Source organism: Nonomuraea sp. NPDC049758, from assembly GCF_040674635.1.
Taxonomy (GTDB): domain Bacteria; phylum Actinomycetota; class Actinomycetes; order Streptosporangiales; family Streptosporangiaceae; genus Nonomuraea.
The window spans coordinates 389886-404690 of record NZ_JBFAMZ010000004.1 but is presented as its reverse complement, the minus strand read 5'-3'; the positions used below and the strand labels follow the sequence as shown (position 1 = coordinate 404690).

The following is a 14805-nucleotide window of genomic DNA, read 5'->3' as shown; positions in this document are numbered from 1 at the left end:
GGGCCGGTCAGTCCTCGCGTGACACGGGTGTGACCGCATCGACGCCCCGGCGTGCCATCAGCCGCCGCAACACCGGCGTGAGCAGCGCGAGCAGGGCCAGGACGAGGAGCACGGCGGCGATCGGGCTGCGTACCAGCACGCTGACGTCGCCCGCGCCGATGGCGAGCGCGCGGCGGAGCTGGATCTCGGCCATCGGCCCGAGGATCATGCCGATCACCGCGGGCGCGACGGGCAGGCCGAAGCGGCGCATGGAGAACCCGAGCAGGCCGAGGACATACAGGACGAACAGGTCCACGACGGTGCCGTTCAGGGCGTAGACGCCGAGCGCGGCGAACAGCACGATCCCGGCGTACAGGTACGGCCGGGGGATGCGCAGGACGCGGGCCCACAGGGGAGCCAGCGGCAGGTTCAGCACCAGCAGCATCGTGTTGCCGACGAACAGCGAGGCGATCATCGCCCACACCAGGGCCGGGTTGTGGTCGAAGAGCTGCGGGCCGGGCTGCAGGCCGTACTGCTGGAAGGCGGCCAGCAGGATGGCGGCCGTGGCCGACGTGGGCAGGCCCAGCGTGAGCAGCGGGACCAGGGTCCCGGCGGCCGAGGCGTTGTTGGCCGCCTCCGGGCCCGCGACGCCCTCGATGGCGCCCTTGCCGTACTCCTCCTTGGCCACGCCCTTGGCCAGGCGCTTCTCGGCCGCGTACGACAGGAACGTGGGGATCTCCGCGCCGCCGCCGGGCAGCGCGCCGAACGGGAACCCGAGCGCGGTCCCGCGCAGCCACGGCAGCCACGAGCGCCGCCAGTCGGCGCGGCCCATCCACGCCCGGCCCACGGGCACCACCTCGGGCGCGGCGTGCCGCAGCCGGGAGGCCACGTAGAGGGCCTCGCCGACCGCGAACAGGCCGACCGCGACGATCACCACGTCGATGCCGTCGAGCAGCTGCGGGACGCCCAGTGTGAGCCGCGCCTGACCGGTCTGCTGGTCGATGCCGATCAGGCCGATCACCAGCCCCAGCCCCAGGGAGGCCAGCCCGCGCACGACCGAGCGCGACAACACCGACGACACGGCGGTGAAGGCCAGGATCGCCAGCGCGAAGTAGTCCTCGGGGCCGAACGAGATCGCGAAGCTCACCACGGCGGGCGCGGCCACCACCAGCAGCGCGGTGGCGATCGTGCCCGCCACGAACGACCCGACGGCCGCCGTGGCCAGGGCCTGCGCCGCCCGCCCGCGCCTGGCCATCTTGTTGCCCTCCAGGGCGGTGATCATGGAGGACGACTCGCCGGGCGTGTTGAGCAGGATGGAGGTGGTCGAGCCGCCGTACATGCCGCCGTAGTAGATGCCGGCGAACATGATGAACGCGCTGGCCGGCGGCACGGTGAAGGTGATCGGCAGCAGCAGCGCCACGGTCATCGCGGGCCCGATGCCGGGCAGCACGCCGACCAGGGTGCCGAGGGTGACGCCGATCAGGGCGTACAGGAGGTTGACGGGGGTGAGGGCGGCGGCGAAGCCGTCCATGAGGAGCTGGAGCGAGCCCATCTCAGATCACCCCGCCGAGCGGGCCGGCCGGCAGCGAGACGCCGAGGCCCTTGACGAACAGCAGGTACGTCGTCACGCCGAGCACCACGGCCACCACGGCGGCCCGCACCTTGTGCTCGGCCCCGAGCACGACGGACAGGCCGAAGAACAGCAGGCTCGCGCCGATGACCCAGCCGAGCACGTCGAGGAGCGCGGCGAAGGCCAGGAAGACGCCGCTGACCAGGCCGACGCTGCGCCAGTCGGTGGGTGCGTCCGCGTCCACGTCCTCGCTCTCCTCGGGGTCGCCGGCGCCGCCGCGCAGCACGTCGATCACGTAGAACAGGCCGATCAGCACCATGGCCGCGCCGACCAGCATGGGGAAGAAGCGCGGCCCGAGGCCGAGCTGGGAGGCCGCGGCCGAGACGTCGAGCGTGCCGACCATCACGAACACGCCCAGCCCGAGCACCACGACCGCCAGCCCGAGTTCGGGCCGCCACCGGCGAGCCATCAGGACACGAGCCCCATTTCGGCGATGATGCCCTTGACCTTGGTCTCCTCGGACTTCAGGTAGTCGGCGAACTGCTGCCCGGTCTGGAAGGAGTCGATCCAGCCGTTCTTGGCGACGGCGTCCTTCCAGGGCTGGGAGTCGTGCATCTTGGTGACCAGGTCGGTGAGGGACTTCTTGGCGGCGTCGTCCAGGCCGCCGGGGGCGACGAAACCGCGCCAGTTGGCCAGCTCGACGTCCAGGCCGCCCTCCTTCAGCGTCGGCGCGTCGAGGCCGGCGACGCGCGAGCCGCTGCTGACGGCCAGCGCCCGCAGCTTGCCGGACTTCACGTGCTCGGCGAACTCGCCGACGCCCGAGATGCCCGCGCTGACCTTGCTGCCCAGCAGCGCGTTGAGCGCCTCGCCGCCGCCGGAGTGGGCGATGTAGTTGACCTGCTTGGGGTCCACGCCCGCCGCCTTGGCCATCAGCCCGGCCACGATGTGGTCGGTGCCGCCCGCCGAGCCGCCCGCGACGGAGATCTTCGCCGGGTCGGCCTTCCACGCGGCGACCATGTCGGCCAGCGTCTTGAACGGGGAGTCGGCCGGGACCACGACGATCTCGTACTCCTCGGTCAGCTTGGCGATGGGGGTGGTCTCGGCCAGGGTGACCTTCGACTTGTTCTGCTCGATCGCGCCCACCATGACCAGGCCCATGGTCATCAGCAGGTTGCCGTTGCCCTTCTCGCCGGCGAGCTGGGCCAGGCCGATCGTGCCGCCCGCGCCCGGCACGTTGTAGACCTCGACCTTGCGCTTGGGGTCGGCCGTCTTGAGCGCCTGCTCGGCCGTGCGGGCGGTCTGGTCCCAGCCGCCGCCGGCCGCCGCGGGGGCCATGATCCGCAGAGAGCCGTCGCCGCCGGAGGCGCCGGTCTCGCCGCAGCCGGACAGGGCGGCGACGGAGAGTGCCGCCAGGGCGGCGGCGAATACGCGCAAGCGCATGATCACTCCAAGGGGGGATTCGCACAGTCGTTGGCCTGCGATGGTGATGCCCGTTCCCTGCCCGGTCGAGGCTTTGGGCGGTTGCCGTCATAGTGGTCGTATTGGTCGCGACCTGGCCGTGACCTGGCTTTGTTTCCATGTGGGCGTGCGCAGGGTTACCGACGCCCCCCTCGGCACCCAGTTGTTCGTGCTCCAGATGGTGATCGTGCTGCTCGCCGTCGGCGGCACGGCAGGCGTGTGGGCGGGGCACACGAGGGAGCAGCTCGACGCGCTGCACCAGCAGCGCGCCCTGGCCATCGCCCAGTCGGTGGCCGCCCTTCCGCAGGTGCGCGACGCCTTCAGGCTGGAGAACCCGGAGTCGGTGCTGCAACCGCTGGCGCTCAGCGTCCAGCACGAGACCGGAGCCGACTACGTGGCCATCGCCAACGCCGAGCAGAAGCGCTACGCCCATCCCAACGCCGCCCTGATCGGCAAGCGGCTGTCCACCGACGGCACGGCGGTCCTGCGTACGGGCCGCAGCTGGGTCGGCACCGAGACGGGCACGATCGGCACCACGGTCAGGGGCAAGACCCCCATCCGCGACGAATACGGCAACGTCATCGGCCTGGTGTCGGTCGGCGTGCTCCAGACCACGGTCACCGGCCAGCTCGGCGGCGCGCTGCCGCCGCTGATCTGGACCGCGCTGGCCGTGCTGCTGGCCGGCCTGGCGCTGGCCGCGCTGATCACCGCCCGGGTGCGCAGGCAGACGTTCGGGCTGGAGCCGCGCGAGATCGCCGCGCTGCTGGAGCAGCGCGAGGGCGTGCTGCACGGTGTGAAGGAGGGCGTGCTGGCCCTCGACCTGGCCGGGCGGGTCACGCTGGTCAACGACGCCGCCCGCGACCTGCTCGGCGACCTCGGGACCGACGTGACCCGCATGCCGGTCTCCGAGCGCATGCGCGACGTGCTGACCGGCGCCGACCCCGGCGAGGACCGCGTGGTGCTGCACGGCGAGCGGGTGCTGGTGCTCAACAGGACCCCGGTCGCGGTACGCGGCCGGCACCGCGGCTGGGTCGTCACCCTGCGCGACCGCACCGAGCTGGTCCGCCTGGCCCGCGAGCTGGACGACACCAGCAGCGCGACCGAGGCCCTGCGCGCCCAGGCCCACGAGTTCGCCAACCGCATGCACACCGTCGTCGGCCTGCTGGAACTCGGTGAGCACGAGGCCGCGATCGGCTTCATCACCCGCACCACGGCCGGCGCGTACGCCACCGGCCTGCGCGAACGCGTCCAGGACCCCACGCTGGCCGCGCTGCTGCTGGCCAAGTCGGCGGAGGCGGCCGAGCGCGGGGCGCGGCTGGTGCTGGCCGAGGACTCCGCCGTGCCGGCGGGCGCGCTCGGCGACCCGCAGGACGCCGTCCTGGTGGTCGGGAACCTGGTCGCCAACGCGATCGACGCGCTCGACGGCGCGGGCGGCACGATCGAGGTCTCGGTCGTGGCCGACGCCGAGGGGCTGCACGTCCGCGTCGGCGACTCAGGGCCCGGCATCACCCCCGAGCTGGTGGAGGAGGTCTTCAGGGAGGGGTTCACGACGAAGGCAGCCCTGTCGGGGCCGCGCGGCCTGGGCCTGGCGCTGACCCGGCAGGCGTGCCTGCGCCGCGGCGGCTGGGTCCGGGTGCGCAACGCCGGCGGCGCCGTCTTCACCGCCCTGCTGCCCGCCGAGGCCCGCGCGTGAACGACGTCCGGGTCCTGGTGGTGGACGACGACTTCATGGTCGCCCGGATCCATGGCGGCTACGTCTCGCGCGTGCCCGGCTTCGAGGTCGTCGCCGTGGCGCACACGGGGGCCGACGCGCTCGCCGCCGTGGCCGAGCTCCGGCCCGACCTGGTCCTGCTCGACATCTACCTGCCCGACATGTCCGGCCTGGAGGTGCTCAAGGCCATCGACGACGTGGACGTCCTGATGATCAGCGCGGCCCGCGACGTCGCCACGGTCAGGGAGGCCATGCGCGGCGGCGCGGTCAACTACCTGATCAAGCCGTTCACCGCCGCCGCGCTCACCGAACGCCTGCGCCAGTACGCCGACACCCGCAGGCGGCTCACCGCCATCGGCCCCCAGGCCCGCCAGGACGACGTGGACCGGCTGTTCGGCGCGCCCAAGCAGCCCGTCCCGGTGCCCAAGGGCCTGTCGGCGGCCACCTGCGCGCTGGTGGCGCAGGCGCTGCGCGAGGCCGGGCGCGACCTGTCGGCGGCCGAGACGGCCGAGCTCACGGGCCTGTCGAGGGTGAGCGCGCGGCGGTACCTGGAGCACCTGTGCGCGTCGGGCCGGGCCGAGCTCCACCCCAGGTACGGCACCGCCGGGCGGCCGGAACATCGCTACCGGTGGCTAGGTTGACACACTTCCGTATTCGTTTCTGGTGACATAGTCGGATACTCGTGCCTTACTGTTGCCTGAGACTTGGCTGCGGACCGGGAGGAGATTGAGGCGTGCGAAACGCCGGACCGATCGAATCACCGACGGACCCGTTCGCCTCGGTGCCGATGCCCACGTCGGGTGTCTCCAAGAAGCCGCGGATCGAAGGATTACCTCCGGGCGTGTCCCGTGACATCTTCGGCCCGCAGGACCAGCAGGAGCCCCGGCCGGCCCCAGGACCGAGCGCGCCCGGCGGTCAGACCGGCGGCGCGCTGCCACCGAAGGCGCCGCCCGCGCAGCCGTGGCCGATGAAGGACAAGGACCCCGCCGGGCCCGCCCCCGTGTTCGGGGGGAGCGGCGACCGGCCGCCCGCCTTCGAGCCGGAGCCCGTCCGCCGGCGCCGCCTGCTGCCCGGGGTGCTGGTGCTGGTGCTCGTCCTGGCCACGCTGGCGTACGTGGTGCCGGCCGTGATGATGTCGGGGGCCGTGCTGCGCGGCACCCGGGTGGGCGGCGTGGAGATCGGCGGCCTGACCGTCACCCAGGCGGCCGACAAGCTGCGCACCGAGCTGGGTCCCAGGCTCAGCCGGCCGGTCACGGTGAACATCAACGGCAAGAAGGACACCGTCCAGCCCGACGAGGCCGGTCTCGAACTCGACGTGGTCGGCACCATCGGGCAGGCCCCCAGCGGCTTCCCCGGCCCGGTGGAGGTCTGGCGCGGCCTGACCGGCACGACCGACGTCCCGCCGAAGATCACCATCGACTCCTCCCAGCTCGCCAGGACCGTCGAAGGCCTGGCCGAAGGCGTGGACAAGCAGGCCCGCGAGGGCAGGGTGACCTTCTCGGGGCTGGAGCCCAAGGCCCGCATGCCCGAGGACGGCGTGCTCCTCGACCGCGACGACGCCGTGCGCCGGATCGGCGAGGCGTTCCTGCGCGGCGGCGGCGCGGTGGTGCTCTCCATGCGCCCGGCCAAGTCCGCCACCTCGGCCGAGAGCGTCGAGTCGGCCCTGGCCGCGGCAAGGAAGGCCGTCTCCGCGCCCGTCACGCTGACCCTCGCCGGCAAGCAGGCCCAGCTCACCCCGGCCGTGATCGCCGCCCACCTGACCTACGTGCCGGACGGCGACGGCGCGCTCGTCCCCGAGTTCGACGCGGAGGCCGCGCTCGCGCCGGTGGAGAACAGCCTCGTGGACGCCACCCAGCAGCCGCGCGACGCGACGTACCAGATCGTCGGCGACAAGCCGGTGCTGGTGCCCGCCCGCAAGGGCCGGGGCGTGAACGCCAAGCTGCTGGCCCGCGACGTCGAGAAGCTGCTCGCCTCCGCGGGCCCGCGGACCGTGGAGGTCAAGCTGGGCGTGGTCACCCCGGAGGTCACCACGAGCCAGATCCGCGGCCTCGGCATCAAGGAGAACGTCGGCACGTTCAGCACGACCTTCGACTGCTGCCCGCCGCGCGTCACCAACATCCGCCGCATGGCCCAGGAGCTGGACGGCAGGCTGGTCAAGCCGGGCGAGACGCTCTCGCTCAACGAGGCGACCGGCGAGCGCACGGTCGAGGACGGCTACGTCCGGGCCGGCCAGATCGTCGGCGGCCGGATGGTCGACATCGTCGGCGGCGGCGTCTCCCAGTTCGCCACCACCATGTACAACGCGGCCTTCCTCGGCGGCTTCGACCTGGTCGAGCACGAGCCCATGGACTACTACGCGCCCTCCTACCCGGCCGGGCGCGACGTGGCGCTGCTCTACCCCGACCGCGACCTCAAGTGGCGCAACGACTCCGAGTACGGCGTGCTGATCAAGACCGCCACCACCGCCACGACGGTCAGCGTCACCCTGTGGAGCACCAAGCGGTACGACAAGGTCGAGGCGGTCGAGTCCGAGCGGCGCGACTTCAAGCCGTTCGGCCGGGCGACCAGCGGCGAGCCGGGCTGCGTGCCCGCCACCGGCCAGCAGGGCTTCACGATCGACGTCACCCGCGTGTTCCACAAGGACGGCGAGATCGTGAAGAAGGACAAGAAGCTGGTCACCAAGTACCGGCCACAGACCGCGCTCACCTGCGGCACGGCCGGCTAGGACGTGGCGACCGCCAGGATGCGGTCGTCACCCGGACGCGGTGAGCCTCGGCCGTCCTTGTTGCTGGTGCTCACCCACAGGCCGCCGCCGGGCGCCGCGGTGACCGCGCGCAGCCTGCCGTAGCGGCCGGTGTAGTGGGCCACGGGCACGCCCGGGGAGCCGTCCCGGGCCAGCGGCACCTGCCACAGCCGCTGGCCGCGCAGCGTGCCCACCCACAGCGCGCCGTCCGCGTACGCCATGCCGGACGGCGACGCCTCGCCGGTGGACCAGGTGACGATGGGGTTGACGAACCGGGCGTCCTTCCCCTTGCCCTCGACCACCGGCCAGCCGTAGTTGGCGCCCGGCCGGACCAGGTTGATCTCGTCGTAGGTGTTGGCGCCGAACTCGGAGGCGTACAGGCGGCCCGCGGTGTCCCAGGCCAGGCCCTGGACGTTGCGGTGGCCGTAGCTGTAGACGAGCGTGCCGAACGGGTTGCCGGGGGCGGGGGCGCCGTCCACGGTCATGCGCAGGATCTTGCCGCCGAGCGAGTCGCGCCGCTGGGCCAGGCCGCGGTCGCCGGTCTCGCCGGTGGTGGCGTACAGGTAGCCGTCGGGGCCGAAGGCGAGCCGGCCGCCGTCGTGGATGCCGCCCTTGGGGATGCCTCGCACGAGGAGCCGCTCGTCGCCGAGGCCGGCGTCGCCGAGCCGGTAGCGGACGATCCGGTTGTCCTGCTCGGCGGTGTAGTAGAGGAAGACCTGCCGGTCCTTGACCGCCACGCCCAGCAGGCCGCCCTCGCCGCCGGGCCGCGCGTCGCCGATCCTGGCGACCTCGGTGACCTTGCCCGCGGGGGTGACGCGCAGCAGCCTGGCCGTGTCCCGCTCGGTGACCAGGGCGTCCCCGCCGGGCAGGAACGCGATCGCCCACGGCACGGCCAGACCGGTCGCCACGTCCTTGGGGGCGCGGGGCGCCTTCACCGTCGGGGCCTTGGCCGTGAGAGTGGAGGCCGCCGGGACCGAGGTCGCCGGGTCCGCGGCCGTCGGCGCCTCGCCGCCGGCCGAGCAGGCGGGGAGCGCGGCCAGGAGCACGATCGTCCAGAGCTTCCTCATGTGTTCCATACTTCCCCGCGGGTCGTAAGGTTCGCGGCATGAAGATCTGGGTTCCGTCCGAAGCGGCGGCGGATGTCCTGTCTGACATTTCAGGCGTCGAATGCACTGTCTACGATGGTTCGGCCATGCCGGATGGCATCGAGGACGTCGAGGTCTGGATCCCGCCGCTGGTCGTGGTGCCCGACGTGCCGGGGACGCTGGCGCGGATGCGCTCGCTGCGGCTGGTGCAGACCGTCACCGCCGGGGTGGAGCCGTACCGGCCGCACCTGCCCGAAGGGGTGGTGCTGTGCAACGCCCGAGGCGTGCACGACGCCGGCACCGCCGAGTGGGCGGTCGGCGCGATGATCGCGGTGCTCAGGGAGTTCCCCGGATTCACCGACGCCCAGCGCCGCGGCGAGTGGACCTACCACCACACCGGCGTGCTGGCCGACTCCACCGTGCTCATCGTCGGCCACGGGTCCATCGGCGCGGCGGTCGAGCGGCGGCTGAGCGGCTTCGAGGTCGAGGTCGTCCGGGTGGCCAGGAGCGCGCGCGAGGGCGTGCACGCGATGGAGGAGCTGCCCGCGCTGCTGCCGTCGGCCGACGTCGTGGTCCTGCTGGTGCCCGCCACGCCCGACACCGCCGGCATGGCCGACGCCGCCTTCCTGGCCCGCATGAAGGACGGCGCCGTCCTGGTCAACGCGGCCAGGGGCGGCGTCGTCGACACCGAAGCCCTGATCGCCGAGCTCAAAACCGGTAGGCTACGCGCCGCGCTCGACGTCACCGCGCCCGAGCCGCTGCCGGAGGGCCACCCCCTTTGGAGCGCTCCGGGCGTGCTGATCACGCCGCACATCGCGGGCAGCACCCCCGCCTCCGTGCGGCGCACGCTCCGGCTGATCCGCGAGCAGCTCGGGCGCTACCTCGCAGGTGAAGAGTTGATCAACGTCATTACCGACTCGTATTGAGAGGATCCCGGAACGTGGCTGGTCCGTGACCTTTCGTGCGTACGGTGGCGTCTGCAGGGAGTTCCTGACTCGCTGTCAAGGAACTCTTGGCGGAAATTGGTCTGTGTGGTTATCAGATCGGTGACGACATCGGCGTTGTCACCACCCGCGCATCCGCGACCGCACACACTGGCGATGTGAGCGCCGGGCTTCGGCGGTCACTGGTGCAGGGTTCAAGACAGGATGGGCAACGACTGTGATCCGCTGGCGTGATCCACGGGCGCCGCTGGCCGCCGCAGGGGCGGCCGGAGTGGTGGCGTTCGCCGCCGCGCTCCTCGCGGGCGGGCCGGCCGTGCTGACCGGTGCCGTGGCGGGAGGCGTGGCGGCCCTGGTCGCCGCCGCCTCGCTGCTGGTGGCCTCGGTCCGGTCGGCCGAACATCGCTCGATGGCGATGGCCGCGCGCTGGATGGGCGGCGGCGCCGTCGTGTGGCTCGCCGGCGTGGCGCTCCGCGCGGTCGCCACCAGCTTCGTCGTCAGCTTCGCCGACCTGTTCGTCCTGCTCGGCACCGTGATCATCGCGGGCGGCGCGCTGATCGCCGCCGACCGCAGGTTCCCGGCCAAGGTCGTGTTACGGCATCTCACGGACGCGTACCTGTGCGCGGCCTCGCTCTTCCTCATCGGCTGGGTGGTGGCGCTGCGCCACTACTACGAGGACGCGGGCGACGCGCCCACGTTCACGTTCGCCATGGTGCCGCCGATGATCGCGTTGCTCGTCACCTGCGGGGTGATCCCCTCGGTGCTCACCAGCCGGGCCGGCTCCTGGCTGCTCGGCCTGGCCGGGGTGGGCGTGCTGGCCACCATGACCGTCGGCGGCCTGTCGGCCGCCATGGCCCGCCTGGCCGGCGACCCGCCGCCCATGTGGACCGTCATGCTCGTGCCCGTCGCGCTGCTGCTGCTGGCCGCCGTGCCCTGGGGGCCGCGGGCGCGGCCGGTCGGCGGTCCCGTCGTGCGCAACGTGGTCGCGATGATGCCGCTCGCGCTCGTCGCCGTGGCCGCCTGCACGCTGCTCGCCCACCTGGCCGGAGCCCGGGCCGCGCAGCCGGTGACCGGCGTCGTGGTGGTCGCGGTCTCCGTGGTGCTGCTCCTGCTGGTACGCCTGTTCGTGCTCTCGGCGGCGTCCATCCGGCTGCGCGGCCTGGTCTCGCTGGGCGAGCGGCAGCTCAGGGAGCTGGCCGAGAGCACCGGCGACGTGGTGCTGCTGTGCGACTACGAGGGCGTCGTCCACGAGATCGGCGCCGGCGTCGAGGTCACGTACGGCTACCCGCCCGAGGAACTGGTCGGCGGCTCGATCTTCGACTACATCCACCCCGAGGACGTCCCGGGCATCCAGGCCGCGATGCGCGCCATGACCACCGACGAGGAGGGCGCCGCGCCGGGCGCCTGCATGATCGCCTGCCGGGTGCGCGCCGCCGACGGCACCTGGCGGCCCACCGAGTCGGTCGCCACCCGCCACATCGGCGGCGACGACCTCATGCTCGTCACCACCCGCGACGTCAGCGACGAGGAGGCCCTGCGCAACCAGGTCGCCCACCTGACCTTCCACGACGGCGTCACCGGGCTGCCCAACCGCGCCTACTTCGAGGAGCGCACCCGCGAGGTGCTGGCCGGCCGCACGTCCGGCAACGTCGCGGTGATCTTCCTCGACCTCGACGGGTTCACCTCGGTCAACGACTCGGTGGGGCACGCCAGCGGCGACTACCTGCTCGGCCAGGCCGCCCGCCGGCTGCGCGGGGCCGTACGCGCCGACGACACGCTGGCCCGGTGGGGCGGCGACGAGTTCGCCGTGCTCGTGGAGACCGGCGGCGACGCCCAGATGGCCGTGGACATGGCCGAGCGCCTGGTACGCGCGGTCTCCCAGGAGCCGTTCCGGGTCGCCGACCGCGACGTGGCGCTGACCGCGAGCGTGGGCGTGGCCTTCACCGAGGACGGCCTGCCCGCCGGCGACCTCATGCGCAACGCCGATGTGGCGATGGCGCGTTCCAAGGAGCTGGGCGGGCGGCGGGTCGAGGTGTTCGCCGCGCAGATGCACGCCGACGTGGTGCGCCGCCTGGAGCTGGCCGCCGACCTGCAGCGGGCGCTCATCGAGCAGCAGTTCGCCATCGAGTACCAGCCCGTGGTCGACCTGGCCACGTCCCGGGTGACCGCGGTCGAGGCGCTGGTGCGGTGGTGGCGCGGCTCGGTGTTCGTGCCGCCGGAGCAGTTCCTCGGGCCGGCCGAGGACACCGGGCTCATCGTGCCGCTGAGCGAGTGGATCCTGCGCGAGGCGTGCCGCGAGGTGGCGTCCTGGCGGGCCTCCTCCTGGGACATCGGGCTGTCGCTCAACCTGTCGGCCCGGCAGATCACCGCGCCCCGCTTCGTCGAGACCGTCGAGCAGGCGCTGGCCGAGAGCGGCCTGCCCGCCTCCGCGCTCACCCTTGAGGTGATCGAGGAGATGCTCGTCGAGGACGCCGAGGAGACCATCAGGCGGCTGTCGGAGCTGCGCGCGCTGGGCGTGCGGCTGGCGATCGACGACTTCGGCACCGGTTACGCCTCGCTGGCCTTCCTCCGGCAGCTGCCGGTCGACATGATCAAGATCGACCCGTCGTTCGTGTCCGGGCTCGGCAGGGACGACACGCTGACCCTGCTCACCCGCACGATCGTGCGGCTCGGCCACGACCTCGGGCTCACCGTGGTGGCCGAGGGCATCGAACGGCCCGAGCAGCTGGAGCTGCTGCGCGAGATGGGCTGCACCAGAGGGCAGGGATTCCTGGTGGCGCGTCCCATGGCGGCCCGCGGCGTGGACAGTCTCATGCGGACGAGTCTCACCGTGTGAGACTCGCGTCCCGCCAAGTTGACATCGGGGCGTTCTGAGCGGCTATGGTGTAAGGCATGCTTCGCAGTGAGATTCTCGTAGTACTTCGCCGGCGCGCAGGCCGATAGCGAAGCACTCCGACCTGCGCGCCGCCCCAGTCCCACCCCCGCCGGTGGGAAGGGGCATTTTTTATGTCCTTAAGTGAGTAGCCACGCAAGGAACGAGCCGATGACCGAACGGATGACAGGTGCACAGGCCCTGGTGAGGGCGCTGGAGCACGTGGGAGTCGACACCGTGTTCGGGATCCCGGGCGGCGCGATTCTGCCCGCCTACGATCCCCTTTACGACTCGACCAAGGTCCGGCACGTGCTTGTACGGCACGAGCAGGGCGCCGGCCACGCGGCCGAGGGTTACGCGCAGGCCACCGGCAAGGTCGGGGTCTGCATGGCGACCAGCGGCCCCGGGGCCACCAACCTGGTGACGCCGATCGCCGACGCCTTCATGGACTCGGTGCCGATCGTGGCGATCACCGGCCAGGTCGCCGCGCCGATGATCGGCACGGACGCGTTCCAGGAAGCCGACATCTCCGGCATCACCATGCCGATCACGAAGCACAACTTCCTGATCACCGATCCCGCGGACATCCCGCGCACGATCATGGAGGCCTTCCACATCGCCTCGACCGGCCGTCCGGGGCCGGTGCTGGTGGACATCTCCAAGGACGCGTTGCAGGCCCAGACCACCTTCAGCTGGCCGCCTGTCATGCAGCTGCCGGGCTACCGCCCGGTCACCAGGCCGCACTCCAAGCAGATCCGCGAGGCCGCCAAGCTGATCGCCGAGTCCCAGCGGCCGGTTCTGTACGTCGGCGGCGGCGTGCACAAGGCCGGCGCGTCGGCCGAGCTGCTGCAGCTCGCCGAGCTGACCGGCATCCCGGTCGTCACCACCCTGATGGCCCGTGGCACGTTCCCGGACAGCCACCCCCAGCACATGGGCATGCCGGGCATGCACGGTAGCGTCTCGGCCGTGGGCGCGCTGCAGAGATCCGATCTGATCATCGGGCTGGGCGTGCGCTTCGACGACCGCGTGACCGGCAACCTGGCCTCGTTCGCGCCGCAGGCCAAGATCGTGCACGCCGACATCGACCCCGCCGAGATCTCCAAGAACCGGCACGCCGACGTTCCCATCGTGGGCGACTGCAAGGAGGTCATCAGCGACCTCGTCGGCGCGATCCAGGCCTCCGGCCAGAAGGGCGACTACACCGACTGGTGGACCGTCCTGAACGGCTACAAGGAGACCTACCCGCTGGGCTACGAGACCTTCGAGGACGGCACGCTGGCCCCCCAGTACGTGATGGAGCGGCTGAGCGCCATCGCCGGGCCCGACGCCTACTACGTGTCCGGGGTCGGCCAGCACCAGATGTGGGCCGCGCAGTTCATCGACTACGAGAACCCCGGGACGTTCATCAACTCCGGCGGCCTCGGCACGATGGGCTTCGCCGTCCCGGCCGCCATGGGCGCGAAGATGGGCCGGCCGGAGGCCACCGTGTGGGCCATCGACGGCGACGGCTGCTTCCAGATGACCAACCAGGAGCTGGCCACCTGCGCCCTGGAGGGCGTGCCGGTCAAGATCGCCGTCATCAACAACGGCAACCTCGGCATGGTCCGCCAGTGGCAGACGCTCTTCTACGAGGAGCGGTACTCCAACACCAACCTGCAGACCGCGCGTCGCATCCCCGACTTCGTCAAGCTGGCGGAGGCCTATGGTTGTGTGGGCCTCAGGTGCGAGCGCGCCGAGGACGTCGACGCGACCATCAGGAAGGCCATGGAGATCAACGACGTGCCGGTCGTGATCGACTTCGTCGTCCACCAGGACGCCATGGTCTGGCCCATGGTCGCGGCCGGCACCAGCAACGACGACATCAAGATCGCCCGTGACATGGCGCCGAAGTGGGAGAACGAGGATGAGTAGACACACGCTGTCCGTGCTTGTCGAGAACAAGCCGGGTGTTCTCGCTCGGGTCTCCGCGCTGTTCAGCAGGCGGGGGTTCAACATCGACTCGCTCGCCGTCGGGCCCACCGAGCACGACGACATCTCGCGCATCACGATCGTGGTGAGCGTGGAGGAGCTGCCCCTTGAACAGGTCACCAAGCAGCTCAACAAGCTGGTCAACGTCCTGAAGATCGTCGAACTGGACCCGTCACAGTCGGTCCAGCGCGAACTCATGCTGATCAAGGTCAAGGCGGACGCCGAGAACCGGTCGCACGTCCTCGAACTCGTCAACCTCTTCCGTGCCCGCTGCGTGGACGTCGCGGCCGACGCGGTGACCATAGAGGTCACCGGCACTCCCGACAAGCTTGAGGCCTTCGTCAAGGTCCTTGAGCCGTTCGGGATCAAAGAGCTCGTTCAGTCGGGCATGGTGGCCATCGGCCGCGGCGCCCGTTCCATCACAGACCGGTCCCTCAGGGCACTGGACCGTACCGCCTGAAAGGTTTTATTCAAGTGA

11 protein-coding genes are annotated in these 14805 nt (G+C 71.7%); 7 read left to right on the top strand and 4 right to left on the bottom strand.

Features of this window, described 5'->3' with window-relative positions; translation table 11 throughout:
• Positions 1-7: 7 nt before the first annotated feature.
• The 3 genes from AB0J46_RS13360 to AB0J46_RS13350 are packed head-to-tail and all read right to left on the bottom strand — an operon-like array spanning position 8 to position 2989.
• A complete protein-coding gene (locus AB0J46_RS13360) occupies positions 8-1531 on the bottom strand; it encodes a tripartite tricarboxylate transporter permease (RefSeq protein ID WP_364330537.1) in 1524 nt (507 codons plus the stop codon).
• Position 1532: 1 nt separating this feature from the next.
• Complete coding sequence (locus AB0J46_RS13355) at positions 1533-2018, bottom strand: tripartite tricarboxylate transporter TctB family protein (RefSeq protein ID WP_352352222.1); 486 nt, start codon at positions 2016-2018, stop codon at positions 1533-1535.
• Positions 2018-2989 (bottom strand): tripartite tricarboxylate transporter substrate binding protein, encoded by a 972-nt coding sequence (locus AB0J46_RS13350; RefSeq protein WP_364330534.1) that lies wholly within the window; start codon positions 2987-2989, stop codon positions 2018-2020. The genes AB0J46_RS13355 and AB0J46_RS13350 overlap by 1 nt, the downstream gene beginning before the upstream one ends.
• 145 nt (positions 2990-3134) lie before the next feature.
• Between AB0J46_RS13350 and AB0J46_RS13345 the strand changes: the two genes are divergently transcribed.
• From AB0J46_RS13345 to AB0J46_RS13335, 3 genes are all read left to right on the top strand, one after another.
• On the top strand, positions 3135-4700 hold the full coding sequence (locus tag AB0J46_RS13345) for a sensor histidine kinase (RefSeq protein WP_364330531.1): 1566 nt from the start codon (positions 3135-3137) through the stop codon (positions 4698-4700).
• Entirely contained in the window at positions 4697-5359 is a 663-nt protein-coding gene (locus AB0J46_RS13340; protein ID WP_358288670.1) for a response regulator, read from the top strand. Before AB0J46_RS13345 ends, AB0J46_RS13340 begins: the two co-directional genes overlap by 4 nt.
• 200 nt (positions 5360-5559) lie before the next feature.
• Positions 5560-7443 carry a VanW family protein gene (locus AB0J46_RS13335; RefSeq protein ID WP_364330527.1) on the top strand — a complete coding sequence of 628 codons (1884 nt, stop codon included), beginning with the start codon at positions 5560-5562 and terminating at the stop codon, positions 7441-7443.
• On the opposite strand, the gene AB0J46_RS13330 is transcribed toward AB0J46_RS13335, so the two are convergent.
• Positions 7440-8528 carry a PQQ-dependent sugar dehydrogenase gene (locus AB0J46_RS13330; protein ID WP_364330524.1) on the bottom strand — a complete coding sequence of 363 codons (1089 nt, stop codon included), beginning with the start codon at positions 8526-8528 and terminating at the stop codon, positions 7440-7442. The two genes, AB0J46_RS13335 and AB0J46_RS13330, sit on opposite strands and share 4 nt — an antisense overlap.
• 125 nt (positions 8529-8653) lie before the next feature.
• On the opposite strand from AB0J46_RS13330, the gene AB0J46_RS13325 reads away from it, so the two are divergent.
• The 4 genes from AB0J46_RS13325 (at position 8654) to ilvN (ending at position 14787) form a co-directional block, all read left to right on the top strand.
• On the top strand, positions 8654-9472 hold the full coding sequence (locus AB0J46_RS13325) for a 2-hydroxyacid dehydrogenase (protein WP_364330521.1): 819 nt from the start codon (positions 8654-8656) through the stop codon (positions 9470-9472).
• A 235-nt stretch (positions 9473-9707) separates the two neighbouring features.
• Complete coding sequence (locus AB0J46_RS13320) at positions 9708-12323, top strand: sensor domain-containing phosphodiesterase (RefSeq protein WP_364330518.1); 2616 nt, start codon at positions 9708-9710, stop codon at positions 12321-12323.
• Positions 12324-12530: 207 nt separating this feature from the next.
• Positions 12531-14270, top strand: a complete 1740-nt coding sequence (locus tag AB0J46_RS13315) for an acetolactate synthase large subunit (RefSeq protein WP_357973239.1) — start codon at positions 12531-12533, stop codon at positions 14268-14270.
• Positions 14263-14787: an acetolactate synthase small subunit gene (gene ilvN, locus AB0J46_RS13310; protein ID WP_352318972.1), complete on the top strand. Its 525-nt coding sequence runs from the start codon at positions 14263-14265 to the stop codon at positions 14785-14787. The genes AB0J46_RS13315 and ilvN overlap by 8 nt, the downstream gene beginning before the upstream one ends.
• Positions 14788-14805 lie beyond the last annotated feature (18 nt).

Coding starts and splice junctions, on each gene's coding strand:
- ilvN (WP_352318972.1), top strand. CDS start 14,263: ATGAGTAGACACACGCTGTCCGTGCTTGTCGAGAACAAGCCGGGTGTT.
- AB0J46_RS13315 (WP_357973239.1), top strand. CDS start 12,531: ATGACCGAACGGATGACAGGTGCACAGGCCCTGGTGAGGGCGCTGGAG.
- AB0J46_RS13325 (WP_364330521.1), top strand. CDS start 8,654: ATGCCGGATGGCATCGAGGACGTCGAGGTCTGGATCCCGCCGCTGGTC.
- AB0J46_RS13355 (WP_352352222.1), bottom strand. CDS start 2,018: ATGGCTCGCCGGTGGCGGCCCGAACTCGGGCTGGCGGTCGTGGTGCTC.
- AB0J46_RS13350 (WP_364330534.1), bottom strand. CDS start 2,989: ATGCGCTTGCGCGTATTCGCCGCCGCCCTGGCGGCACTCTCCGTCGCC.
- AB0J46_RS13360 (WP_364330537.1), bottom strand. CDS start 1,531: ATGGGCTCGCTCCAGCTCCTCATGGACGGCTTCGCCGCCGCCCTCACC.
- AB0J46_RS13330 (WP_364330524.1), bottom strand. CDS start 8,528: ATGAGGAAGCTCTGGACGATCGTGCTCCTGGCCGCGCTCCCCGCCTGC.